Here is a 25,205-nt window from a genome sequence, read left to right as displayed (position 1 = left end):
TATTTTCAGAAGTCTTCAAAGAATCCTTTGCAACTTCAACCACTTGCGCTTTCGATCTCTCGTCAGCGGGAGGCGAATTCTACAGCGTTACTCGCTGCTGTCAACACCTCTTTTTCAACTTCCTTTCGGCTTCGATGACCTGAAGCAACCCACTGTCGAAAACTGCGTAACTCGTTGTTTACCAAGGAGTTTTCCGTTTCGACTGCGCCGGAAGTGGGGCGAATTATAGACACCTGAAATCTGCCGTCAACCACTAATTACGCTTTTTTCGCAGATGGCGATTTTTTAGCCATTAATCGCGGAATTCGCCGGGTCACCGGCGGTAAGCGCAATACTAATAGCAGAACCCCTATTACCGCATAGATCGCCCACTCCTTTAGATCGGCGCGCACAATCCAAAGCATATGCAACAATCCAAGCCCGAGAACCAGATAAGCCAGACGATGCAGCTTTTTCCAACGTCTCCCCAGACGTCGCTGGCTGTATTGATTGGAAGTCGCCGACAACGCCAACAAACACAGAAACCCCAACGCCCCGACAATAATGTAGGGACGCTTGCTCAACTCGACACCCAGTTGCGACCAATCGAAGCCAAGGATGAACGCCAAATAGGCGCTCAAATGCAAAACCACGTACGCGAAACACCACAGCCCCAGCTGTCGCCGGACAGCAATCCACCCAGCCCAACCTGTAAGTTTTTGCAGCGGAGTCATGCTTAATGTAATGAGCAACAGGACAAGCGCCCCTAACCCCAACCGGTCTACCAACACCTTGCCTGGATCAGGCCCCAACACATCCACCCAGGCCTGATACAACCAAAACAGCGGCCATACAGCCGCAGCAACGAAAACACCGATACGCCAAAACGGATATCGCATCAGTAGTTCTTCCGCAGATCTAACCCTGTATAGAGAGAGGCCACTTCATCCGCATAGCCATTGAACATTTGTGTCTCGCGCACATTTGGCTTGAACAGGCCACTCGGCAAACGCCGCTCACGGGCCTGAGTCCAGCGCGGATGATCAACCATCGGGTTCACATTGGCATAGAAGCCATACTCATTCGAGGCGATGCTCTGCCAGGTGGTTTTTGGCTGTTCAGTCACCAGACTGATCCGAACGATGGACTTGATACTTTTAAAGCCATATTTCCACGGCACAACCAAACGTAGTGGCGCCCCGTTCTGGTTCGGCAGCTCTCGCCCATACATCCCCACCGCAAGAATCGCCAACGGGTTCATCGCCTCATCCAGTCGCAACCCCTCTACATAGGGCCAGTCGATCAAGGCAAACCCCGACCGCTGCCCCGGCATGCTCTTCGGGTCTTGCAGGGTTTCGAAGCGAATGAACCTGGCTTTTGACGTTGGTTCTACCTGATTGAGCAAAGCCGAAATGGGAAAACCAATCCATGGAATGACCATCGACCAGGCCTCTACACAACGAAGACGGTAGATGCGCTCCTCCAACTGATAGGGCTTCATGAAGTCTTCCAGCGCATAGCGTCCCGGCTTGCCCACTTCACCATCCACCACCACCGTCCATGGCTCAGTCTTCAGCGCACCGGCATTGGCAGCCGGATCGCCCTTGTCAGTACCGAACTCATAGAAATTGTTGTAGTGGGTTGCATCCTTGAAAGGAGTTATCGCCTCATCCTTGACGCTTACCGCCCCCCACTTGGTTGACGGAAGCTTCTCGCTGAACCAGGAAGGCGGCTTGCCAGGCTCGACATCGGCATAACGAGCCGCCTCCTCGGCACCCGCCCACCGTGGCAGACTGCTCAAGGCCAAGCCGGCAGCGGCAGCTCCCAATACATTGCGTCGAGAAAGATAGATGGATTCAGGTGTGACGTCCGACTCGCGGCAGTCGGAGACTTTGGGGACTTTGATCAGCATGGCTACTCCGCAGCATTGGCGAACAGATATACCAACAGACTGCGGAGTATGAGGGAAATTACATCACTCGGCGCTTTTGCGACGACGAAGATGTAACAAGTACTGCACCGGACCGGATGCTGCGTAGGCGAGGAAAACCAGCAGCAGAATGCGCGGAGGATCGCTGAACACCACCGCGAAAACCAGCACCACAGCGAGGATCGCCACAAAGGGCACACGCCCTTTCAGATCCAGCTCCTTGAAGCTGTTGTATTTGATATTACTGACCATCAGCATGCCTGCAGCTGCAACCATCAGCGCGACCAGGAAGGACATCTTGGAGCCCTGGATACCGTAATCGCTGAAAGCCCAGACAATCCCCGCCACCACGCCGGCGGCAGCCGGGCTGGCCAGCCCGATAAAGTAGCGTTTGTCAGCCGTACCCACCTGAGTATTGAAGCGCGCAAGACGCAACGCCGCCCCGGCGACATATATAAAGGCGACCATCCAGCCAACCTTGCCCATGTCACCCAAGGCCCAGCCAAAGGCCAGCAATGCCGGAGCAACCCCGAAAGCGACCATGTCCGATAGTGAGTCGTACTCGGCACCGAAGGCGCTCTGGGTATTGGTCATACGGGCAACGCGACCATCGAGGCCATCGAGCACCATGGCAACGAAAATGGCGATGGCGGCAAAAGCAAAATACTTGCTCGCACCAATCGAATCGCCCGCACTCAAGGCGCTTTGGGCGCTCATTGAGTTAATGATGGAGTAAAAGCCTGCGAACAGGTTCGCAGTGGTGAACAGATTGGGCAGAAGATAGATGCCACGATGCCGGACTTTACGGCCTTCAGCGTCATGCCCTTCTTCGACATGCTCATCGATGGGCAGCAGGCTTTCGGCGTCAGAAGCCTGTTTTGGCTCTTCGGGACGTTCGCTCATGGACAATACCTTGCAACAGGGTGGAAAGTTTCGACAGATGTCTGCAACACCGGTTCGCATCGCAAACGATGCAGCTTTATACCAGAACCGGCCCTCCAAACGAAAAAACGCGGCCTGGGCCGCGTTTTTCGTACAAGAGTCAGACTTAGTTTTTGGCTTTGTCGACGATCTTGTTGGCACCGATCCACGGCATCATGGAGCGCAGTTGCTCGCCGATGACTTCGATACCGTGAGCAGCGTTGTTACGACGCTTGGCGGTCATCGAAGGATAGCCGGTAGCACCTTCGCTGATGAACATCTTGGCGTACTCGCCGTCCTGAATACGTTTCAGGGCGTTGCGCATGGCCTGACGGGATTCGGCGTTGATCACTTCCGGACCAGTCACGTACTCGCCGTATTCGGCGTTGTTGGAGATCGAGTAGTTCATGTTGGCGATACCGCCTTCGTACATGAGGTCAACGATCAACTTCAGTTCGTGCAAGCATTCGAAGTAGGCCATTTCCGGCGCGTAGCCAGCTTCAACCAGGGTTTCGAAACCGGCTTTTACCAGCTCAACGGTACCGCCGCACAGAACGGCTTGTTCGCCGAACAGGTCGGTTTCAGTCTCGTCCTTGAAGGTGGTTTCGATGATGCCGGTACGACCGCCACCCACGCCAGCAGCGTAGGACAGCGCAACGTTTTTAGCGTTGCCGGAAGCGTCCTGGTAGATCGCGATCAGGTCAGGAATACCACCGCCCTTCACGAACTCGGAACGTACGGTGTGACCTGGAGCCTTCGGCGCGATCATGATCACGTCGAGGTCAGCGCGCGGCACGACCTGGTTGTAGTGGATCGAGAAACCGTGGGAGAAAGCCAGGGTGGCGCCTTTCTTGATGTTCGGCTCGATTTCGTTCTTGTACAGCTGGGACTGGAACTCGTCCGGGGTCAGGATCATGACCAGGTCAGCAGCCGCAACAGCGGTCGCTACGTCAGTCACTTTCAGGCCATGGGCTTCAGCCTTGGCAACGGTAGCCGAACCTTTACGCAGACCAACGGTAACGTCAACGCCGGAGTCTTTCAGGTTGCACGCTTGAGCGTGACCCTGGGAACCGTAACCGATGATGGCAACTTTCTTGCCCTGGATGATCGACAGGTCGCAGTCTTTATCGTAGAAAACTTTCATGAATTTCCCCTATATCAGGCCGTTCAGGCCGTTCGCTAATTTGGTTTAGATGCTGAGTACTTTGTCGCCGCGAGCAATGCCGGTCACGCCACTACGGACGGTTTCCAGAATCGAAGCGGTGCCGATGGACTGGATGAAGCTGTCGAGCTTGTCGCTGGTACCGGTCAACTGAACGGTATAAACGCTGGCACTGACATCGACGATCTGACCACGGTAAATATCGGTAGTGCGTTTGATCTCGGCGCGCTGGGCACCGGTGGCCTTGACCTTGACCAACATCAGCTCGCGCTCGATATGAGCACTTTCCGACAAGTCGACCAATTTGACCACTTCGATCAATTTGTTCAGGTTTTTGGTGATCTGCTCGATGATCTCATCGTGACCCACAGTGGTCAGCGTCAGACGCGACAGAGTCGGATCTTCGGTTGGTGCCACGGTCAGGCTTTCAATGTTGTAGTTGCGCTGCGAAAACAGGCCGACTACGCGAGACAAAGCACCGGGTTCGTTTTCCAGAAGCAAGGAAATAATGTGCCGCATGATTAGGTACGCTCCGTCTTGCTCAGCCACATATCGCGCATGGAGCCGTCTTTGATTTGCATCGGATAGACGTGCTCGCTGGTATCAACCTGGATATCCAGGAATACCAGGCGATCCTTCATGGCGAAGGCTTCTTCCATCTTCGACTTCAAGTCCTTCAGGTCAGTGATGCGGATGCCCACGTGACCATAGGCCTCAGCCAGCTTGACGAAGTCAGGCAGCGATTCCATGTAAGAGTGCGAGTGACGGCTGCCGTAGCTCATGTCCTGCCATTGGCGAACCATGCCCAGCACACCGTTGTTCAGGTTGACGATTTTCACCGGCAAACCGTACTGCATGCAGGTCGACAGCTCCTGAATGTTCATCTGGATACTGCCTTCACCCGTTACACAGGCAACGTCGGCATCCGGGAAGCTCAACTTGACGCCCATGGCTGCCGGGAAACCGAAGCCCATGGTGCCCAGGCCACCGGAGTTGATCCAGCGATTGGGCTTGTTGAAGCGGTAGTACTGCGCCGCGAACATCTGATGCTGCCCCACGTCAGAAGCGACAAAGGCATCGCCCTTGGTCACTTCGCACAGGGTTTCGATCACGGTTTGTGGCTTGATCTTGCTGCCATCGCCCTTGTCATAAGGGAACAGGCCGCGATCACCGCGCCACTCGTCGATCTGCTTCCACCAGCTGGCTACGGACTCCTTGTTCGGGGTCTCGCCGATTTCCTTGAGGATCGCGACCATTTCGGTCAAGACGCTCTCGACCGGACCAACGATAGGCACGTCAGCCTTGATGGTCTTGGAAATCGAAGCCGGGTCGATGTCGATATGAATGATCTTGGCGTTCGGGCAGAACTTCGGTGCACCGTTGATGACGCGATCGTCGAAACGTGCGCCGACGGCCAGGATCACGTCAGCATGGTGCATCGCCAGGTTGGCGGTGTAACTGCCATGCATGCCGAGCATGCCGATGAATTGACGGTCGGTGCCCGGGAAGCCACCCAACCCCATCAGCGTATTGGTGACTGGCAGGTTGAGCATCTTCGCCAACTCGGTGAGCGGCGCGGAGCCACCACCCAGAATTACGCCGCCGCCCGAATACAATACAGGGCGCTTGGCTGCCAGAAGCATTTCCGCCGCTTTGCGGATTTGTCCGGAATGACCGCGAACGGCCGGACTGTAGGAGCGCAACTTGGCTTTCTTCGGGAAGACGTATTCGAACTTCTCGGCCGGGTTGGTCATGTCTTTCGGGATATCGACAACGACTGGACCAGGACGACCGGATTGCGCCAGGTAGAACGCTTTTTTCATGACTTCCGGGATTTCCGACGCATGCTTGATCATGAAGCTGTGTTTCACGATCGGCCGGGAAATACCGATCATGTCGGTTTCCTGGAATGCATCGGTACCTACCATGGTGCTTGGCACCTGGCCGGAAATGACCACCATCGGGATCGAGTCCATGTAGGCAGTGGCGATACCGGTGATGGCGTTTGTTGCGCCAGGGCCGGACGTCACCAGCACCACACCGGCCTTGCCGGTGGCACGGGCATAACCGTCAGCCATATGGGTCGCAGCCTGCTCGTGACGGACCAGGATATGGGTCACTTCCGGTTCTTTGAACAGGGCATCGTAAACATGAAGAAGAGCACCACCCGGGTACCCGTAGATATATTTGACGCCTTCGTCACGCAAAAAGCGGACGAGCATCTCACCGCCAGATAAAAGCTCCACGTTGCTCACCTCTAAAACGCCAGAATACCGCCCACGAAAGATGGGACGGGTCTTAATAGGTTTACTTCTCAGCAGAGCATGAGCGACGGTGGTCGCCGACTACGTCAGCACTGACTGAGCAAGTATTGGGATCGTCCCAAGTGTTGCGGGCCTTTCCCACCCAGCGCGAGGTAACGCGTTGCGGGTGTAACAGGTCGACGCGGATATGCGCCTCATGATCTGCTGAGTGGGTCTGCTTCTGGCAGTCCCTCTACAGCGGACTTTGGATTCTTCTGTTTCGTCCCCTGCAAGTCAAGTCGTCTATGTGCTTAATTGAACTAAGCACATGAGAAAGCAAGAAAAAACCGTGAAACCTCAAGTGTGTTAGCTTCAATTGCGCAACCCGACACAAGGAAATCACATGCGAGCGCTTTTCCTGACCGCCAGCCTGCTGATTGGTCTGAGCCCTTTGAGCATGGCCGCCCCGATTTACAAATGGGTCGACGCCCAAGGCGTCACCCATTTCGATGCGCAACCACCGTCAGACCAACAAGCCACGGTTGTCATGACACCCTCCCCAGCCCCTGCCAAACCGCCCACCCCCACAAACAGCAGCACGATTGGCGATCAACAGGCCATCGACAAAAACGTCAAAAGACAAGTCGCCGAGCAACAGGCAGAGCTGAAAGTGTTTTGTGAACAGGCACGAACTAACCTGGCACAACTACGGAACAATCCGCGGCTCAGAGAGGACGTGGAGGGAGAGCTGCGTCGCCTGGACGCCACTCAGCGGCAGGAGCGCATAGACGAAACGCAGAAGCAGATTGCGGATAACTGCATGTAGGAGCCGAGCTTGCTCGCGATGACGACCGAACGCTCAACACATTTATTGACTGAGAGACCGCTATCGCGAGCAAGCTCGGCTCCTACAGTGATCGTAATCAGCGAGAAGCAATGATCAGTTGATCGAACTCTTTCAGCAGCACCTGCAGCTGTCGATCCTTGCCCTGAACATTACGGGAGGCAAAGACCATTTCGGCCATCTCTTGAATCCCCGAAGCGTTTGGTAACGGCAGATTCTGTTCGAGAATCGCCTTCATACGCGGCAGAAAGATCCATTGCAGCCATTGTTCGAAATCCAGTGTATCGACCGAAAAGGGCTCAACGCTGGATAGCGCCTCAGCGGATGGCGAGATCTCATCCCACCAGCCTTGCAACCGCAACTCACGCTCGATCAACAGCAGCTGATCGGCAATCTTCGGAAATCGCATATCCATCACGACGTAACCTTGGCCTTCTGACGAGCCAAGGACGCGCCAGCAGAATCACCTTGTTTTTCACGCGCCTGGGCGATCAGTTCCCACAGGCTGGCCTGAAGTGCCGGGCGCCCATTGGCTAACGTAAGGCCACGACGGGCGAATTGTTCGGCTTGAGCGGCATCGCCTTGAGCCATGCGCACTTGCGCCAGTCGATACAGCACTTGCGGCTCCCGCGGGGCAACACGCTGGGCGCGCTCAAGGCTTGAAGACGCACCGTTGAGGTCACCACTGGATTGTTGCTGCTGAGCGGTAGTCAGCAGCGCCAGTACCGGACCGTCCAGTTGCTCATCGGCGGACAGGCCACTGGAACTGGCTGACGGAATCCCGCTCGGCGTCGGTGGCAGGCTGTAGCTGCCCTGATTGATCGGGGCGGACTGGACCGGCGAGGTATCGATAGGCCCCGGTGTGATCGGGCCTGGGGTAATTGGCGTAGTGCTGATTGGCGTCGAAGTCGTCGCACCAGCCCCTGGCACCATCACGACGACCCCGGTATCGCCTTGGGGAATCTCCTGCATCCGGGCTTGCGCAGGACGTTTTACTGTCGTTTGACGGAAACCACCGTTCGCCGAGACCCGCTCACCATTTGAGACATTGGTGCCGGAGTCCACAACAGGGATCGAGCCACGCTGTACGGAGGAGCAACCGCTGAGCAAAGCCACGGCGGCAACCGCTGGAATCAACCACTTGTTCACTTGAAGCCCTCTTTGCTTAATTCATCCAGCCCTTGACCCAATCCATCACCGTCTCACCGTTGATAGGGCTTTCGCCACCGCAAGCGGCGCCGGGAGGCGGTTCACTGCCGCGAATATACGGCATCTGCACGGCACCCGGGCAGTTGGCATCGGAGCCTTGCCCGGTGCGGGAATCCACCCAGGCTTGAACAATATTATCCGGCTGCGGCATGTCCAGCGGCAACGGGTCGGCCTTGCGCATGAAACTGGTCCAGACCTGCAACGCACCGGTGGCGCCGGTGAATGGCGTCTTGCCGTTGTCATCGCGCCCCAGCCAAACCACTGCCAGCAGATCCTGACTGAAACCGGCGAACCAACTGTCGCGTGAATCGTTACTCGTACCGGTCTTGCCTGCCAACGTCAGGGTTTTCGGCAACACGTTGTAAACAGAACTGCCGGTACCTTCACGCATGACCCGCTGCATGGCGCTCTGGATCAGATAGATGGACGCCGGATCGAAACGCTGTTGAATCTGGAATGGATAGCGCTTGAGTGGCTCGCCTTCCGCGGTCAGCACGCTACGAATTCCGCGCATAGGCGTATTGAAACCACCGTTGGCAAGAGTCTGGTACATGGTCGCCACTTCGATCGGGGTCATGCCCCCCGCCCCCAGCAACATCGACGGGAACGCAGGGAATTCGCGACTCACTCCCAGACGCCCCAGGGTCTTGAGGACATTCGGCACACCTACCGCCAGGCCGAGACGTGCCGTCGACAAGTTGTAGGAATGCGCCAGCCCCTGATAAAGGAAGACCGTGCCATGGGAGCGACGATCATAGTTCTGCGGCTTCCAGACCTGACCGTCCGCACCTTTGACCGAGAAGGACTCATCAGACAGCCAACTGGTCAACGTGTACTGGCTCGGTTTCTCGAGTGCTGTCAGATAAACCGCCGGTTTGATCAACGAACCGATCGGTCGCACCGCATCCAGCGCTCGGTTGAAACCGGCAAAACTGGCCTGGCGACTGCCGATCATGGCCTGCACTTCGCCAGTTTCCGGGTTGGTCACGACCATCGCCGCTTCAACATCATCGGAACCCTTGCGTCCGGACAGGCGTTTGAAGGTGTCGTTGACCGACGCTTCAGCCTTCATCTGCAGGATCGGATCGAAGCTGGTAAAGATTCGCAGGCCTTCTTCGGTCAAGTCTTCGTCGCGATAATCTTCGCGCAGTTGACGCTTGACCAGATCGAGGAATCCAGGAAACGAGCTGTCCGCCAGGCTGCCACGCTTGGTCACGCCCAACGGCATTTTCTTCGCGGCAGCGACCTGCTCGGCAGTGGCGACGCCTTGTTGCTCAAGCACATCGAGCACCAGATTGCGCCGCTCGAGCGCCCGCTCAGGATTGCGACGCGGGTTGTAGTAGGACGGGCCCTTGACCATGCCCACCAACATCGCGACTTGATGCAGCTTCAGCTCGGACAATGGCTGCCCGAAGAAGAATTGGCTGGCCAGGCCGAAACCATGCACCGCCCGCTGACCATCCTGACCGACGAATACCTCATTGAGGTAAGCCTCAAGAATTTCTCGTTTGTCGTAATGCAGCTCAAGCAACATCGCCATCATGGCTTCGGTGAGCTTACGGCTCAGGCTGCGTTCGCTGGTCAGGTAGAAGTTTTTGACCAGTTGTTGCGTCAGCGTACTGCCGCCCTGGGTCATCTTGCCGCCAGAAGTGTTGACGTAGATGGCTCGTGCAATCGACTTGGGCGACACGCCCCAGTGGCTATAGAAGTCCCGGTCTTCCACGGCGACCAGGGTTTCCAGCAGATACGGCGGGACCTGATCGATTTTTATCAGAATCCGATCTTCGAGGTTCTTCGGATAAATCCCACCGATCAGCAGCGGCTCCAGGCGCACCACAGACAGCTTGGAACCGTTCGTCGACGAGAGCTCGGCAACATAGTCCCCCGAGAACCGCACACGTACCGGTTGCGCCTGCTCCATGCCTTCATAGAACTGGAAGCCACGGGTATTCAAGTCGACGGTATTGCCATTGACCGCCGCCGCGCCTGGACCATTACTCACGCTTTCGCGCCGATAACCCAAAGCATCGAGTTCAGTCAGAAAATCTTCCCGACTCAACTTTTGTCCGACGAACAGCTCAAGCGGACGCGCATATACCTTGGCCGGAATGGTCCAGCGCTTGCCGGAGAACTTCTCCTGCACGATGGCATCGAGGTAAACCGCGAATCCGGCCAGCACAACAAGGCCGACCAGACTGAGTTTAAGGGCCCAGCCCAGCCAAGGCCGAAAGCCCTGGGAAGGTGGTTTTTTTGGGGTACGGGGGGATCGAGTACGAGTCATGGCGGCGGATTATACGCACTTTATTCATACTCAACAGGAGCGCTCCGCGTTTGCGTTAGGCTGGCTAGCCGCCATAATGACGACCTGAATTTTTCCAGACTCTGAAGGACCACCCCCGTGAGCCAGTCCCTGATCACCGCCCTGCAAAACCCGGCCCTCTACCCGCATCCCGTAGACGGGTTCCAGGTCATCGAAACCCATATTTCCTGGGTGCTGCTCACTGGCTCCTATGCCTATAAAGTGAAGAAGCCGGTCAACTTCGGATTCCTCGACTTCACCAACCTTGAGGCTCGCAAGCATTTCTGCGGTGAAGAACTGCGCCTGAACCAGCGCCTGACAGACGATTTGTATCTGGAAGTGTTGCCGGTCACCGGTACCGTGGAAGCACCGCAACTGGGCGGTGAAGGAGCGGCTATCGAGTACGTGCTGAAAATGCGCCAGTTCCCACAGAACGGCTTGCTCAGCACCCTGCAGGCCAATGGCGAACTGACCACCGCACACATCGACGCGATGGCGGCCCAAATCGCCCGTTTCCACCTCAGCGCACCGAAGGTCCCGGCCGAACACGAGGCCGGCACTCCAGAAGCCGTCATGGCGCCGGTGCGGCAGAACTTCGAGCAAATTCGCCCATTCCTCAGCGACAAGGCCGACCTGCAACAGCTCGACGCCCTGCAAGCCTGGGCCGAGAGCAGCTTCGATCGCCTGAAACCCGTATTTACCCAGCGCAAGGCCGACGGCTTCATCCGCGAATGCCATGGCGACATTCATTTGGGCAATGCCACGGTGATCGACGGTAAGGTCGTGATTTTCGACTGTATCGAGTTCAACGAACCGTTCCGTTTTACCGATGTGTATGCCGACACAGGCTTCCTGGCCATGGACCTGGAAGATCGTGGCCTCAAGTGCCTGGCTCGCCGATTTATCAGCCAATACCTGGAGTTGACCGGCGATTACCAGGGCCTGGAACTGCTCAATTTCTATAAGGCCTACCGTGCATTGGTTCGCGCCAAGGTCAGCTTGTTCAGCATGCCGGCCAATGCCACTGCGGTTCAACGCGCAACCACCCTGCGCCAGTACCGCACCTACGCGAACCTGGCGGAAAGCTACAGCACCATTCCTTCGCGTTTCTTGGCCATCACCCATGGTGTTTCCGCCGTTGGTAAAAGCCACGTTGCGATGCGCTTGGTTGAAGCGCTGGGTGCGATTCGCCTGCGTTCCGACGTAGAACGCAAACGCCTGTTCGGCCAGCAAACCGTCGCGAATGACCTGCAGGCCGGCATTTATAATGCCGACGCCAGCGCCACAACCTATAAACGCTTGCATGAAGTTGCCGCCGCTATCCTGCACGCCGGTTTCCCGGTGGTGATCGATGCCACTTACCTCAAGCACGCTCAGCGCGACAGCGCAGCGAAAATTGCCGAGGCCACGGGTGCGCCCTTCCTGATCCTCGACTGCAATGCGCCGCAAGCTGTCATCGAGAGCTGGCTGGCACTGCGTCAGGCAGACAACACCGATCCATCCGATGCAACGTTAGCCGTCATCGAAGCTCAGCAAGCCAGCCGTGAAGCCCTGACGCCAGCAGAAATCCTCTGCAGCAAACGCGTCCAGACCAATGAAAGCGGCACGCTCGACACCGTTGTAGCGCAAATCCGTCAACGCTTGCCAGGCTTGTAAAAAACTATTTCAGCCGTGAAGCCTCGTTGGCTTCACGGCTGCCAAATAGTGGCACTATACTGGCGTCATAAAACCAACAGGTGACCTGACATGAGCCAGCCGAAACTTCTCGACACCCCGCTTTATGCCTTGCTGCACAAAGACGACATCACGGGCTTCAACAACGAACGCCCGAAGGATGGCCCGATCGACATGGTCGGCGGCGACTTCCGGGGCCTGGACTTGCGTGAGCTCAACGCCGATGGCATCAACTTCAGCGATGCCTATTTCCGCTCCGCCGATCTGCGTGGCATCGATTTTCGCAACGCCTTGCTTGAAGGCGCTAGCCTGGCCCACGCACAGATTTCCGGTGCGTATTTTCCCGCAGAACTGAGTGCCGACGAGATTCTGATGTCGATGAATTTCGGCACCCGATTGCGTTATCGCACCCGCTAAGCAATAGCGCAAATTGACAAGTCCGGCCCCTCCCGCGTCGCGCTGGGTTTCGGGCTGACGCGCCTCAAACACCAGACCTTTGGCTGGTGTTTCGGCACTTTTCGCAGATTTTTACCCCCCTCCCCCCACCGACCTCTTAGAAGCGTTTACGTCGAAAACGACCAAACAATCACGCTTTTCCTACTGATGGCTACACTCCTCAGAAGCTCGTCCACGCACCATTCGGCCATCGCAAGGAGGCTTGATGAATGATGAACTGCAACACCTTAAGAATCTTGGCAAGACGTCGGCGCAGTGGCTGCATGCGGTGGGCATCCACAGCGCCTCGGACTTGCGTCGCCTGGGGGCGGTGGACGCTTATCGGGCCGTGCGCACTCGCGGGTTTCGGGCGTCGAAGGTGTTGCTGTATGCGATTGAAGGCGCCCTCATGGACGTGCACTGGAACGACATTCCGGTCGAACGCAAAGAGGCCCTGAACAAGCAGTTGGAAGCTATTTCAACGCGTCACAAGAATTGAGGGGCCACGAACTGTTCGCGACTGATACGGAGCGCTCACCAAAAACGACAGGCCTGCATTCAATATTTACAAGGACTTACGAGATGGGTGCGACACAAATCAAGCAAAAGGAAAATCAGCTGTTGACTTGGTAATGAGAATCGATATGATTATCACAACTGGTCGCGAGACTGGTCGATTTTCTGAATAGCCCTTGGTTCGGACTCTCAGATTATCTCCTCATCAGGCTAATCACGGTTATTTGACCCGGCTCTTGCCGGGTCTTTTTTGGCTGTCGAAAACGTGCAGGCACTCAGGCGCATACACAGCTGCCTTTGAGGGTTTCCCGGGCATCAGGTAAACAGGCCAAGTATCCTGTGCACTCGGAACCTGCTCCCGTCGGGCAGGCCAGCCATTTGATAATTGCTTGCACTTCGAGATGTACCCGCTCGCGACTGTGCTACCTGAGGACCGGCATGAAATTTTTGTGTAAAGGCGTTGAACTGGCCGATGCGAGCAGCCGTGGGTTCGAACTCGGCGAGAAAAAGCTTTTCGCCGTGCGTCGGGGCGGCCAGGTGTACGTCTATATCAATCGCTGCCCGCACCGAGGCGTTGGTCTGGAGTGGACGCCTGATCAGTTCCTGGATCCGAGCAACAGCCTGATCCAGTGCGCCAGCCACGGCGCCTTGTTTTTGATCGAAGACGGCGAATGTGTCGCCGGCCCTTGCGCGGGACAATCGCTGACCCGCGTCGACTCCCGCGAGGATGCCCAGGGCATCTGGGTCAGTCTCTAATTGCCGAGCAACACTTCAAGCCTCCGGTCCACCACCATCTCTTCGTGGGTCAGATGCACGCCATAGGCCAACACCTCAACCCCGCACGCTACCGCCTCGCGTAACGCCTGGGCGTAGGCCGAATCGATTTCTTCGGCCGGACGCACAGCGTCTATCCCTGTCAGGTTCACGCAGTACAACTGAACGGCACGAATTCCGTCCCGAGCCAGATGGGCCAATTCACGCAAATGCTTGGCCCCGCGCTGGGTCACCGCGTCGGGAAATGCCGCTACCGCGGTACCGTCAAAACCGAGCGTGACACTTTTGACTTCCACATACGCCGGCCCTTCGGGGTAATCGAGACGGAAATCGATCCGGCTTTTTTCCTGACCGTAGGCCACTTCGCGCCTGAGATCGGTAAAGCCGTTCAGCTCGGCGATGACTCCAGCCCGCAGCGCTTCCTCGATCAACGTATTGGCTCGCCCGGTGTTCACGCAAAAATGACGGCCATGGGGGGTCTCGCCGATCTCCCAAGTCCCAGGCAGCTTGCGCTTGGGGTCATTGGAGCGGCTGAACCAGACCTGCCCGCCCTCGACCTGGCAATTGAGCATAGAGCCGGTGTTCGGACAATGAATGGTCAGCAATTCGCCGCCAACGGTTTCGATATCGGCAAGAAAACGCTTGTAACGGCGGATCAGACGCCCTTCTTCGAGTGGGGGATTAAAACGCATCAGCCTTGCCAGCTCCGCAGACCACGACCGATACGCTCTACCGCTTCCTGCAATCGCGTCAGGCTTTGCGTGTAGGCAAAACGCACGTGATGTCCCGCCTGATAACGTCCGAAGTCGAGTCCCGGCGTGAATGCCACGTGTTCGGTCTCCAGGAAATGACGACAGAACGAGAAGGCATCACCGCCGAATTTGCTGATATCGGCGTACAAGTAGAACGCTCCTTCCGGCTCGACGGCGATGCCGAAGCCCAATTCGCGCAGGGCCGGCAGAAGGAAGTCCCGACGACGACCGAATTCAGCGCGGCGCTCTTCGAGAATGCTGATGGTCGCCGGTTCAAAGCAAGCCAACGCAGCATGCTGGGCCACGCTAGGGGCGCTGATATAAAGGTTCTGGGCGAGCTTCTCCAGTTCACTCACCGCCGCATCAGGCGCCACCAGCCAACCGAGCCGCCACCCGGTCATCCCGAAATATTTCGAAAAACTATTCAGCACAAAGGCACTGTCGTCGACTTCCAGCACGCTGGCCGCATCGGTGCCGTAGGTCAGGCCATGGTAGATCTCGTCCACCACCAGATGACCGTGACGCTGCTTGATTGCCTTGGACAATCCGGCCAGTTCGTCGCGCGTGAGGATCGTCCCTGTCGGATTGGCCGGAGATGCCACCAATGCACCCACGCTGTCGTGGTCCCAATGCCGCTCGATCAAATCCGGCGTCAACTGATAACGCACGTCCGGACCGACCGGTACCAACTGCGCGGCACCTTCCACCAATCGCAGGAAATGCCGGTTGCACGGGTAGCCCGGGTCCGCCAGCAGCCAATGCTTGCCCGGATCGACCAGCAAGGCACTGGCTAACAACAGCGCACCGGAACCACCCGGGGTGATGAGGATACGTCGCGGGTCGATGTCCAGGCCGTAACGCTGTTGATAAAAGCCCGAAATGGCCTCACGCAGCTCAGGAATACCGCGTGCGGCGGTATAGCGCGTTTTCCCGGACTCCAACGCAGCCTGGCCGGCGCGGATGATCGGTTCGGCCGTGGTGAAATCCGGCTCGCCGATTTCCAGGTGGATCACATCGTGACCGGCGGCCTGCAATTCATTGGCACGCGCCAGCAACGCCATGACATGGAAAGGTTCGATCGCACGACTGCGGGCACTATAGGAGTGAGCCATTGGCCTTCCTTCAACGAAGAAAAGAATCGATTCTACCCAAGCGCAGGAACGAGCGAGAACCTAAAGCGGTCAGAGCCATATAACCCAGACCCAAAACGACTCCAGCGCGCGTCCCAAGTTTGACTAAAATCAATAATTGATCAGGGCTCCAGAGCCACCAGGCAGCGCTTTGCCATCACTCGCAAGCGCCGCAGGCCGGGGCCTCGACATCCGGGAGTAGCGCGGGCTGATTCGATCTGGTAAGTTCGCCCGCTTGCAGCCGCAGGGCCGGCGGGTGCCGGTGATGGAGCAATCCTGCGCAGATGGATTACAAGAGTAGAGGCGGTCTATTTCATGTCCACCCAAGCAAAGCAACAGGCAATCAGCGGCTTCGAACCCTACGTAGAATCTCCGGGCGAGGAGTACATGGGCAAGCCCATGCGAGCTCACTTCACCAAGGTCCTGAATCAGTGGAAAAAGGAGCTGATGGAGGGGGTCGACAAAACCGTGGACCACATGAAGGACGAAGCAGCCAACTTCCCGGATCCGGCAGACCGTGCCAGCCAGGAAGAAGAGTTCGCCCTCGAACTGCGAGCTCGCGATCGTGAGCGCAAGTTGATCAAGAAGATCGACAAGACGCTGCAATTGATCGAAGACGAAGAGTACGGTTGGTGCGAGTCCTGCGGCGTCGAAATCGGCGTCAAGCGCCTGGAAGCCCGCCCTACTGCCGACATGTGCGTCGACTGCAAGACCCTGGCGGAAATCAAGGAAAAGCAAGTCGGCAAGTAATATCGACTTGAGTGAAGAACGGAGCGTGCGAACGCTCCGTTTTTGTTTCTGATAGTTGCTTTGGCAGGAAACCTGTGGGAGCGAGCCCGCTCGCGAAGGGGCCCTTGGCTTCAACATCAATGCTGGCTGACACACCGTTTTCGCGAGCAGGCTCGCCCCCACAGGTGGCTGGCACAAGCCCGAACAAAATGACATCACCTCTATGACGGCTATCGCCTCTCCCACTTACATCGGACGTTTCGCTCCTACGCCCAGCGGCCATCTGCATTTCGGTTCTCTGGTCGCCGCACTGGCTTCGTACCTCGACGCGCGCTCGGTCGGCGGTCTTTGGTTGATGCGGATGGAAGACCTCGATCCCCCTCGAGAGGAGCCCGGTGCCCAGGCAGCCATCCTCAAGGCCCTGGAGAGCTATGGTTTTGAGTGGGATGGCGAGATGGTCAGGCAGAGTGACCGGCACGATGCTTACGCAGAAGTGCTCGATCGCCTGTTCAATCACGGCCTGGCCTACGCCTGCACCTGCTCGCGAAAGCAACTGGAGCCGTATCACGGCATCTATCCGGGGCTGTGCCGCAATGCCGGGCATGGCACCGAGGATGCTGCGATCCGGGTTCGCGTCCCCGAGCTGGACTACCACTTCATTGACCGTGTACAGGGCGAATACCATCAGCACCTGGGACGGGATGTCGGTGATTTCGTGATACGCCGCCGCGATGGGCTCTACGCCTATCAACTGGCGGTCGTACTGGATGATGCCTGGCAAGGCATCACCGATATCGTGCGCGGCGCCGACCTGCTCGACTCAACGCCACGCCAGCTCTACCTGCAAGAACTGCTTGGTTTTCGGCAACCGCGTTACCTGCACATCCCGCTGATCACCCAGCCCGATGGCAACAAACTCGGCAAATCCTACCGCTCACCGCCGCTGACCGAAGATCAGGCCACACCGTTGCTGCTGCGCGCATTGCGTGCGCTTGGACAGATGCCCGCCGCCGAATTGGCTGACGCCACGCCGAGGGAAGTGCTGAAATGGGGCATCATCCACTGGGATGCCAACCTGATTCCGCGCACAGTGAGCCTACCCGAGGCGCAGCTACAGTGATCATGCTTGCAGTGGCGCGCCCATCCGTTACCATCGCCGCACGTTTTCGGGCACGCGCATAAAAAAGAGAGGCCGGGATGTACATCTATCGCTTGGTCCTGCTCCTGGTAGTGGGGATTTATCTGTTTTCCCCGGCCATCATGGATTGGTGGATCGACGCCACGGGCGCCTGGTATCGCCCCTATCTGCTCTGGCTGATCCTGATAGTCGTGACCTTCATCCTGCAGAGCCAAAAAGATGCCGATGAGCTTTAGCCTGACCCAGATGATCCTGATCAGTGCCGCGTACCTGGCGGTGCTGTTCGGCGTGGCCTGGATCAGTGAACGGGGCATGATCCCCCGGGCGATCATTCGCCACCCGCTCACTTACACCCTTTCGCTGGGGGTCTATGCCAGTGCCTGGGCGTTTTATGGCACTGTCGGCCTGGCTTATCAGTACGGGTACGGTTTCCTGTCCAGTTACCTCGGGGTGTCCGGGGCATTCCTGCTGGCGCCGGTGCTGCTGTATCCGATCCTGAAAATCACCCGCACGTATCAGTTGTCGTCCTTGGCCGACCTGTTCGCGTTTCGCTTCCGCAGCACCTGGGCCGGCGCGTTGACCACGATCTTCATGCTGGTGGGCGTGCTGCCGCTGCTGGCGCTGCAGATTCAAGCGGTGGCCGACTCGATTGGCATTCTCACCCGCGAACCGGTGCAGCATCGCGTGGCCCTGAGTTTTTGCGCCCTGATTACGCTATTCACAATTTTCTTCGGCTCCCGACACATCGCCACCCGCGAGAAGCATGAAGGCCTGGTGTTCGCGATTGCCTTCGAATCGGTTATCAAGCTGATCGCCCTCGGCGGCGTCGGACTGTACGCGCTGTACGGCGTGTTCGACGGCCCGCAACAGCTGGAACTATGGCTGCTGCAAAACCAGACCGCCCTCGCCGCGCTTCACACCCCCTTGCAGGAAGGTCCGTGGCGCACACTGCTGCTGGTGTTCTTCGCCTCGGCGATCGTAATGCCGCACATGTACCACATGACATTCACCGAAAACCTCAACCCGCGCTCGCTGGTCAGCGCAAGCTGGGGCTTGCCGCTGTTTCTGTTGCTGATGAGCCTGGCGGTCCCGTTGATTCTCTGGGCAGGGCTGAAGCTCGGCGCCACCACCAACCCGGAGTACTTCACGCTCGGCATCGGCATCGCCGCCAACAGCAAAGCCCTGGCGTTGCTGGCGTATGTCGGCGGTCTGTCAGCCGCAAGCGGCCTGATCATTGTCACCACCCTCGCGCTATCGGGGATGGCCCTGAACCACCTGGTGCTGCCGCTGTATCAGCCGCCGGCCGAGGGCAACATCTACCGCTGGCTGAAGTGGACACGCCGGGCGCTGATCGTCGCGATCATCATGGCGGGGTACGGTTTCTACCTGTTACTGGGCGCGGAGCAGGACCTGGCCAACCTTGGCATCGTTGCCTTCGTTGCCACCCTGCAATTCCTGCCGGGCGTGCTGTCCGTACTGTACTGGCCGACTGCCAATCGTCGCGGATTCATCGCCGGTTTACTGGCCGGGATTCTGGTGTGGGTGGTGACCATGCTGTTACCGCTGGTCGGCAACTTGCAGGGTTTCTACATTCCGCTGCTGAACATGATCTACGTGCTGGACGACACCAGTTGGCACATGGCGGCGATCGCCTCGCTGGCCGCCAACGTGCTGATGTTCACCCTGATCTCGTTGTTCACCAACGCCAGCACCGAAGAGGCCAGTGCCGCCGAAGCCTGCGCCGTGGACAATGTTCGTCGCCCGCAACGCCGCGAACTGCACGCCGCCTCGCCCCAGGAGTTCGCCACGCAACTGGCCAAGCCGTTGGGTGCCAAGGCTGCACAGAAGGAAGTCGAACAGGCGCTGCGCGATCTCTACCTGCCTTTCGACGAACGCCGGCCTTACGCTCTGCGCCGTTTGCGCGACCGCATCGAGGCCAACCTCTCCGGCCTGATGGGACCGAGCGTGGCCCAGGACATGGTCGAAACCTTCCTGCCGTACAAAGCCGGGGGTGAAAACTATGTCACCGAAGACATCCATTTCATCGAAAGCCGTCTAGAGGATTACCACTCCCGCCTGACCGGCCTGGCCGCCGAACTCGACGCCCTGCGTCGCTATCACCGCCAGACCCTTCAGGAGTTGCCGATGGGCGTCTGCTCATTGGCCAAGGATCAGGAAATCCTCATGTGGAACAAGGCCATGGAGGAACTGACCGGGATCGCCGCGCAGCGAGTGGTCGGTTCGCGCTTGAGCACCATCGCAGACCCCTGGAGAGCGTTGCTGCAAGGCTTCATTAATGTCCCGGATGAACATTTGCACAAACAACACCTGGCCCTCGACGGTCAGACTCGCTGGCTGAACCTGCACAAAGCCGCGATCGACGAACCGCTGGCCCCTGGCAACAGCGGCCTGGTACTGCTGGTGGAAGACCTGACCGAAACCCAGATGCTCGAAGACAAACTGGTGCACTCCGAACGCCTGGCCAGCATCGGTCGCCTGGCGGCGGGGGTGGCCCATGAAATCGGCAATCCGATCACCGGCATCGCCTGCCTGGCGCAGAACCTGCGCGAAGAGCGTGAGGAAGACGGCGAACTCAAGGAAATCAGCGGACAAATCCTCGAGCAGACCAAACGCGTGTCGCGCATCGTCCAGTCGCTGATGAGCTTCGCCCATGCCGGCAGCCACCAGCACAGTGACGAGCCCGTCTGTCTGGCGGAAGTCGCCCAGGACGCCATCGGCCTGCTGGCTCTGAACCGACGCAATTTCGAAGTGCAGTTCTACAACCTGTGCGATCCCGAACACTGGGTCGAAGGCGACCCGCAGCGGCTCGCCCAGGTATTGATCAATCTGCTCTCAAACGCCCGTGATGCCTCACCTGCGGGCAGCGCAGTGCGCGTCAAAAGCGAAGCCGGCGAACACACGGTCGACCTGATCGTGGAAGACGAAGGCAGCGGGATTCCGTCGAGCATCATGGACCGATTGTTCGAACCCTTTTTTACCACCAAGGACCCGGGTGAAGGCACCGGTCTGGGCCTTGCACTGGTCTATTCCATCGTTGAAGAGCATTATGGACAAATCACCATCGACAGCCCGGCTGATGTTCAGAGCCAACGCGGCACCCGTATCCGGGTGACCTTACCGCGTCATGTCGAAGCGACGTCCGCTGTGAACTGAGACCGTCGAGAGTATCGAATCAATGCCGCACATTTTGATCGTCGAAGACGAAACCATTATCCGCTCCGCCTTGCGCCGCCTGCTGGAACGCAACCAGTACCAGGTCAGCGAAGCCGGTTCAGTGCAGGAAGCACAAGAACGCTTCACCATTCCCACGTTCGACCTGATCGTCAGTGACCTGCGCTTGCCGGGCGCACCGGGCACCGAGCTGATCAAACTTGGCCAAGGCACCCCGGTGCTGATCATGACCAGTTATGCCAGCCTGCGTTCGGCGGTGGACTCGATGAAGATGGGTGCGGTGGATTACATTGCCAAGCCTTTCGATCACGATGAAATGCTCCAGGCTGTCGCGCGTATCCTGCGTGATCGCCAATCGGCACAAGCCAGCGGTGAACCGGTTGCCGGCAAGGCCACCAATGGCTCGGCCAAACCGGGAATCGATAACAGTAATGGCGAGATCGGCATCATTGGCTCGTGCCCACCGATGCAGGATCTGTACGGAAAAATCCGTAAAGTCGCGCCGACCGACTCCAATGTCCTGATCCAGGGTGAGTCCGGTACCGGTAAGGAACTGGTGGCGCGCGCGCTGCACAACCTTTCCAAGCGGGCCAAGGCGCCGATGATCTCGGTCAACTGCGCGGCCATTCCGGAGAGTCTGATCGAGTCCGAACTGTTCGGCCACGAAAAAGGCGCATTCACCGGTGCCAGCGCCGGACGTGCCGGCTTGGTGGAAGCCGCGGACGGCGGCACCTTGTTCCTCGACGAAATCGGCGAACTGCCACTGGAAGCCCAGGCTCGACTGCTGCGGGTGCTGCAGGAAGGTGAAATTCGCCGGGTGGGCTCGGTCCAGTCGCAAAAAGTCGACGTGCGCCTGATCGCCGCAACCCACCGCGACCTCAAGAATCTGGCCAAGATCGGCCAATTCCGTGAAGACTTGTACTACCGCCTCCACGTGATCGCACTGAAACTGCCAGCCCTGCGCGAGCGCGGTGCCGACGTCAACGAGATCGCCAATGCGTTCCTGGCGCGGCAGAGCGCACGGATCAATCGCACCGACCTGAAATTCGCACCGGACGCCGAACAAGCCATTCGCCATTACTCATGGCCCGGTAACGTTCGCGAGCTGGAAAATGCCGTTGAGCGCGCCGTGATCCTGTGTGAGAGCCCGGAAATTTCTGCCGAGCTGCTGGGCATCGACATCGAGCTGGGCGATCTGGAGGAAGACGAATTCATCGGCCTGCCCCCGCAACAGAGCACCAGCGCCAGTACCAACAATCACGAGCCGACCGAAGATTTGTCCCTGGAAGATTACTTCCAGCATTTCGTACTCGAGCATCAGGACCACATGACCGAGACCGAACTGGCCCGCAAACTCGGGGTGAGCCGCAAGTGCCTGTGGGAACGCCGTCAACGCCTGGGCATTCCACGGCGCAAAACCGGGGTAGCCAGCGAGAGCTGAACCCAAGCTGTCTGATGTGCGGGTAACACGTGACTTTGTGAAAAAACTGTTACCTCAGTTTTTTCACGTAACAGAAGCCGGGGCTTACGGTAACGAAGTCCCGGCTTTTTTTTGCCTCCGAGATGACCACCAGCACGCCTAACCCCTTGTTTTACTGGGTCTTGCAAAAGTTGGCACGCACCCTGCTATATGTTTGGTACAAGAACAATAACAAGCAATGCACAAGACAATAAAAATAAGACGAATCGACTCACGCACAATAAAAACAAGACGGCGAGAGGCGCAGCTAACTGATTCTTTTGGAGAGGCGTTGTATTTGGGGCTTGCCCCACGACCAGGCCGAGAACAACAAAAAACTGTCTTAAGACAGAGCCTGTACTGGTTGGATCGAAAGATCACTGCAATTCAGCGACCAAAGCAATCCGTTTGCTCTTGGCTCCCGATTGGGAGGGTCATGAAGGAAAACTTCATGGCAAGGGCGCTCAACAAAAACAAGAAGCCCGAAACCAAAAACAAAAATAGAGCATGCAACTACTTCTTGGGGAGCTTCGGCTCCCCTTGTAGTTTCCGCAATCCGGAAACCTGACCCTGCAGGAGCGAGCTCGCTCGCGAAAAACTCACAGACAATGCCGGGAATCTGGTTTACCGCATCATCGTTCACGACCATCGCGAGCAAGCTCGCTCCTGCAATGCATGTGGCCTACAGCTCAAATCTGCTGCGTCCTACACCATCCCCCGACTAAATGCTAGAATCCCCGCCCATCATGCGGTCATTCTTCGTTTTGGCCGAACATTCCTTCAAACAGTGCATCCCATGCTGAAGAAGCTGTTCCAGTCATTCCGTACTCCTCTGCGTCGTACGCAACACATTCGCAGCACGCCTGAAGTGCTAAACAGCGGCCAACATTCGCTGCAAAAGGCGCAATTCAGCCGCTACGCGGTGAACATCGTTGAACGCCTGCAGGGCGCCGGTTACCAAGCCTATCTGGTCGGCGGTTGCGTGCGCGACATGCTGCTCGGCATCACGCCGAAAGACTTTGACGTCGCCACCAGTGCTACCCCGGAACAAGTGCGGGCTGAATTTCGCAATGCGCGAATCATCGGTCGCCGCTTCAAACTGGTGCACATCCATTTTGGCCGCGAGATCATCGAAGTCGCGACTTTCCGCGCCAACCACCCGCAAAACGAAGAAGAGGAAGACAACAACAAGTCTTCCCGGAACGAGAGCGGGCGCATCCTGCGCGATAACGTCTACGGCACCCTGGAAGAAGACGCGCAGCGCCGCGACTTCACCATCAACGCCCTGTATTACGATCCGGTCAGTGAGCGCATCCTCGACTACGCCAACGGCGTACACGACATCCGCAATCACCTGATCCGTCTGATCGGCGACCCCAAACAACGCTATCAGGAAGACCCGGTACGGATGCTGCGGGCCGTGCGCTTTGCGGCCAAGCTGAATTTCGGCATCGAAAAACACAGCGCCCTGCCAATCCGCGATCTGGCACCGATGCTGCGCGAAATCCCGGCAGCCCGCCTGTTCGAGGAAGTCCTCAAGCTGTTCCTCTCCGGATATGCTGCAGACACCTTTGAGATGCTGGTCGACCTGCAGCTGTTCGACCCGCTGTTCCCGGCCAGTGCCGAAGCGCTGGAATACAACCCCACCTACACCCATACCCTGATCAGCGAAGCGCTGATCAACACCGACCTGCGGATCAAGCAGAACAAACCGGTGACCCCGGCATTCCTGTTCGCCGCCCTGCTCTGGCCCGCCCTGCCGGCTCGCGTACTGCGCTTGCAGGAACGCGGCATGCCACCGATTCCGGCGATGCAGGAAGCCGCGCATGAGCTGATTGCCGAACAGTGCCAGCGCATCGCGATCCCTAAACGCTTCACCATGCCGATCCGCGAGATCTGGGACATGCAGGAGCGTTTGCCACGACGCAGCGGCAAGCGTGCCGACCTGCTCCTGGACAACCCGCGATTCCGCGCCGGTTACGATTTCCTGCTGCTGCGCGAAAGTGCAGGTGAGCAAACCGATGGCCTGGGCGACTGGTGGACGGACTATCAGGACGCCAACGACAGCGAGCGTCGGGACATGATCCGCGACCTGAGTGGCAAGGAAGAAGGCACCGGTGCACCGCGCAAACGCCGTCGCAGCGGCGGCTCCAAGCGCAAACGTGCAGCAGGCGTATCGGGTAGCGGCGAGTAAATCCATGGAACGCATTTACATCGGCATGGGCAGCAACCTGGCTGAACCTGCCGAACAGTTGCGCAGCGCCGTTGCCGCCATGGCACGGCTGCCGCAATCGCAACTGGTCGGGGTCTCCGCTTTCTATCAAAGCGACTCGCTGCTCCCCGGCCAACCGCGTTACACCAATGCGGTCGCCGCCCTCGACAGCACCCTCGCGCCGCTGGACTTGCTCGACGCGCTGCAAGCCATCGAAAACGAGCAGGGTCGAGAGCGCCTTGAGCGCTGGGGACCTCGCACCCTGGATCTCGATATTCTGTTGTTCGGTGATCGCCTGATCGACGAACCTCGCCTCAAAGTGCCGCATTACCACATGCAGGAGCGGGCGTTCGTGCTGTATCCACTAGCGGAGTTGGCACCTGCCGACCTGCGCCTGGCCGATGGCCGCACGCTGGCCGACCTGCTCGCAGCCTGCCCATTCGTCGGCCTGGAACGTCTGACTACAAATTAATACAAAACCCTGTGGGAACGAGCCTGCTCGCGAAAGCGGTGTGCCAGCCACTAAAAATTTTAACTGGTACACCGCCTTCGCGAGCAAGACCCCTCCCACAATTGGGTTGTCCTACTCCTCCAAAAGCTTCTGAAT

The 25,205-nt window shown here is 58.0% G+C and carries 24 protein-coding genes; 12 read left to right on the top strand and 12 right to left on the bottom strand.

Annotated elements, in window-relative coordinates:
- Window positions 1-257: 257 nt before the first annotated feature.
- The 6 genes from msrQ to ACSFE6_RS25095 all read right to left on the bottom strand — a co-directional run bounded on the left by msrQ (window position 258) and on the right by ACSFE6_RS25095 (window position 6,238).
- Window positions 258-878: a protein-methionine-sulfoxide reductase heme-binding subunit MsrQ gene (gene msrQ / locus ACSFE6_RS25120; RefSeq protein ID WP_435430107.1), complete on the bottom strand. Its 621-nt coding sequence runs from the start codon at window positions 876-878 to the stop codon at window positions 258-260.
- Window positions 878-1,891: a protein-methionine-sulfoxide reductase catalytic subunit MsrP gene (gene msrP / locus ACSFE6_RS25115; RefSeq protein WP_435430106.1), complete on the bottom strand. Its 1,014-nt coding sequence runs from the start codon at window positions 1,889-1,891 to the stop codon at window positions 878-880. The genes msrQ and msrP overlap by 1 nt, the downstream gene beginning before the upstream one ends.
- Window positions 1,892-1,954: 63 nt before the next feature.
- The gene (gene pssA / locus ACSFE6_RS25110) at window positions 1,955-2,812 is read right to left on the bottom strand and encodes a CDP-diacylglycerol--serine O-phosphatidyltransferase (protein WP_095196549.1); all 858 of its coding nucleotides are present in this window, start codon (window positions 2,810-2,812) and stop codon (window positions 1,955-1,957) included.
- A gap of 145 nt (window positions 2,813-2,957) precedes the next feature.
- Window positions 2,958-3,974 (bottom strand): ketol-acid reductoisomerase, encoded by a 1,017-nt coding sequence (gene ilvC, locus ACSFE6_RS25105; RefSeq protein ID WP_435430105.1) that lies wholly within the window; start codon window positions 3,972-3,974, stop codon window positions 2,958-2,960.
- Window positions 3,975-4,019: 45 nt separating this feature from the next.
- Window positions 4,020-4,511: an acetolactate synthase small subunit gene (gene ilvN, locus ACSFE6_RS25100; protein ID WP_003205610.1), complete on the bottom strand. Its 492-nt coding sequence runs from the start codon at window positions 4,509-4,511 to the stop codon at window positions 4,020-4,022.
- 2 nt (window positions 4,512-4,513) lie between these two features.
- A complete protein-coding gene (locus tag ACSFE6_RS25095; protein ID WP_435430104.1) occupies window positions 4,514-6,238 on the bottom strand; it encodes an acetolactate synthase 3 large subunit in 1,725 nt (574 codons plus the stop codon).
- Window positions 6,239-6,638: 400 nt separating this feature from the next.
- On the opposite strand from ACSFE6_RS25095, the gene ACSFE6_RS25090 reads away from it, so the two are divergent.
- Entirely contained in the window at window positions 6,639-7,061 is a 423-nt protein-coding gene (locus tag ACSFE6_RS25090) for a DUF4124 domain-containing protein (RefSeq protein WP_435430103.1), read from the top strand.
- A 97-nt stretch (window positions 7,062-7,158) separates the two neighbouring features.
- On the opposite strand, the gene ACSFE6_RS25085 is transcribed toward ACSFE6_RS25090, so the two are convergent.
- Genes ACSFE6_RS25085 through mrcB form a run of 3 tightly spaced genes read right to left on the bottom strand, consistent with a single transcriptional unit; the run spans window position 7,159 to window position 10,569 of the window.
- Window positions 7,159-7,494 carry a YqcC family protein gene (locus ACSFE6_RS25085; protein ID WP_435430102.1) on the bottom strand — a complete coding sequence of 112 codons (336 nt, stop codon included), beginning with the start codon at window positions 7,492-7,494 and terminating at the stop codon, window positions 7,159-7,161.
- Window positions 7,494-8,228 carry a tetratricopeptide repeat protein gene (locus ACSFE6_RS25080; protein ID WP_435430101.1) on the bottom strand — a complete coding sequence of 245 codons (735 nt, stop codon included), beginning with the start codon at window positions 8,226-8,228 and terminating at the stop codon, window positions 7,494-7,496. Before ACSFE6_RS25080 ends, ACSFE6_RS25085 begins: the two co-directional genes overlap by 1 nt.
- A 16-nt stretch (window positions 8,229-8,244) precedes the next feature.
- Window positions 8,245-10,569, bottom strand: coding sequence for a penicillin-binding protein 1B (mrcB, locus tag ACSFE6_RS25075; protein ID WP_435430100.1), 2,325 nt, complete (start codon window positions 10,567-10,569; stop codon window positions 8,245-8,247).
- Between the two features lie 117 nt (window positions 10,570-10,686).
- Between mrcB and ACSFE6_RS25070 the strand changes: the two genes are divergently transcribed.
- The 4 genes from ACSFE6_RS25070 to ACSFE6_RS25055 all read left to right on the top strand — a co-directional run bounded on the left by ACSFE6_RS25070 (window position 10,687) and on the right by ACSFE6_RS25055 (window position 13,968).
- Window positions 10,687-12,243, top strand: a complete 1,557-nt coding sequence (locus ACSFE6_RS25070; RefSeq protein WP_435430099.1) for an AAA family ATPase — start codon at window positions 10,687-10,689, stop codon at window positions 12,241-12,243.
- 90 nt (window positions 12,244-12,333) lie between these two features.
- Window positions 12,334-12,678 carry a pentapeptide repeat-containing protein gene (locus ACSFE6_RS25065; protein ID WP_435430098.1) on the top strand — a complete coding sequence of 115 codons (345 nt, stop codon included), beginning with the start codon at window positions 12,334-12,336 and terminating at the stop codon, window positions 12,676-12,678.
- A gap of 244 nt (window positions 12,679-12,922) precedes the next feature.
- Entirely contained in the window at window positions 12,923-13,195 is a 273-nt protein-coding gene (locus ACSFE6_RS25060) for a TfoX/Sxy family protein (protein WP_435430097.1), read from the top strand.
- A 455-nt stretch (window positions 13,196-13,650) separates the two neighbouring features.
- Window positions 13,651-13,968: a Rieske (2Fe-2S) protein gene (locus ACSFE6_RS25055; RefSeq protein ID WP_435430096.1), complete on the top strand. Its 318-nt coding sequence runs from the start codon at window positions 13,651-13,653 to the stop codon at window positions 13,966-13,968.
- On the opposite strand, the gene sfsA is transcribed toward ACSFE6_RS25055, so the two are convergent.
- Window positions 13,965-14,678: a DNA/RNA nuclease SfsA gene (gene sfsA / locus ACSFE6_RS25050; RefSeq protein ID WP_435430095.1), complete on the bottom strand. Its 714-nt coding sequence runs from the start codon at window positions 14,676-14,678 to the stop codon at window positions 13,965-13,967. The genes ACSFE6_RS25055 and sfsA overlap by 4 nt on opposite strands.
- On the bottom strand, window positions 14,678-15,850 hold the full coding sequence (locus ACSFE6_RS25045; protein ID WP_435430094.1) for a pyridoxal phosphate-dependent aminotransferase: 1,173 nt from the start codon (window positions 15,848-15,850) through the stop codon (window positions 14,678-14,680). The genes sfsA and ACSFE6_RS25045 overlap by 1 nt, the downstream gene beginning before the upstream one ends.
- Window positions 15,851-16,183: 333 nt before the next feature.
- Between ACSFE6_RS25045 and dksA the strand changes: the two genes are divergently transcribed.
- From dksA to ACSFE6_RS25020, 5 genes are all read left to right on the top strand, one after another.
- Window positions 16,184-16,618, top strand: a complete 435-nt coding sequence (gene dksA / locus ACSFE6_RS25040; RefSeq protein WP_435430093.1) for an RNA polymerase-binding protein DksA — start codon at window positions 16,184-16,186, stop codon at window positions 16,616-16,618.
- A 202-nt stretch (window positions 16,619-16,820) separates the two neighbouring features.
- Complete coding sequence (gene gluQRS / locus ACSFE6_RS25035; RefSeq protein ID WP_435430092.1) at window positions 16,821-17,717, top strand: tRNA glutamyl-Q(34) synthetase GluQRS; 897 nt, start codon at window positions 16,821-16,823, stop codon at window positions 17,715-17,717.
- Between the two features lie 77 nt (window positions 17,718-17,794).
- Entirely contained in the window at window positions 17,795-17,971 is a 177-nt protein-coding gene (locus ACSFE6_RS25030; protein ID WP_003176118.1) for a hypothetical protein, read from the top strand.
- On the top strand, window positions 17,955-20,909 hold the full coding sequence (locus ACSFE6_RS25025) for a sensor histidine kinase (protein ID WP_435430091.1): 2,955 nt from the start codon (window positions 17,955-17,957) through the stop codon (window positions 20,907-20,909). The genes ACSFE6_RS25030 and ACSFE6_RS25025 overlap by 17 nt, the downstream gene beginning before the upstream one ends.
- 22 nt (window positions 20,910-20,931) lie before the next feature.
- Window positions 20,932-22,368 (top strand): sigma-54-dependent transcriptional regulator, encoded by a 1,437-nt coding sequence (locus ACSFE6_RS25020; protein WP_435430090.1) that lies wholly within the window; start codon window positions 20,932-20,934, stop codon window positions 22,366-22,368.
- A 361-nt stretch (window positions 22,369-22,729) separates the two neighbouring features.
- Here the strand turns inward: ACSFE6_RS25020 and ACSFE6_RS25015 are convergent, their stop codons facing one another.
- The gene (locus tag ACSFE6_RS25015; protein WP_435430089.1) at window positions 22,730-23,044 is read right to left on the bottom strand and encodes a hypothetical protein; all 315 of its coding nucleotides are present in this window, start codon (window positions 23,042-23,044) and stop codon (window positions 22,730-22,732) included.
- Between the two features lie 138 nt (window positions 23,045-23,182).
- On the opposite strand from ACSFE6_RS25015, the gene ACSFE6_RS25010 reads away from it, so the two are divergent.
- The gene (locus ACSFE6_RS25010; protein ID WP_435430088.1) at window positions 23,183-24,580 is read left to right on the top strand and encodes a polynucleotide adenylyltransferase PcnB; all 1,398 of its coding nucleotides are present in this window, start codon (window positions 23,183-23,185) and stop codon (window positions 24,578-24,580) included.
- Between the two features lie 4 nt (window positions 24,581-24,584).
- Complete coding sequence (gene folK / locus ACSFE6_RS25005) at window positions 24,585-25,070, top strand: 2-amino-4-hydroxy-6-hydroxymethyldihydropteridine diphosphokinase (RefSeq protein WP_435430087.1); 486 nt, start codon at window positions 24,585-24,587, stop codon at window positions 25,068-25,070.
- Window positions 25,071-25,205 lie beyond the last annotated feature (135 nt).

Source organism: Pseudomonas baetica (assembly GCF_051216495.1).
Taxonomy (GTDB): domain Bacteria; phylum Pseudomonadota; class Gammaproteobacteria; order Pseudomonadales; family Pseudomonadaceae; genus Aquipseudomonas; species Aquipseudomonas baetica_B.
This window is presented reverse-complemented; position numbering and strand designations above follow the sequence as displayed.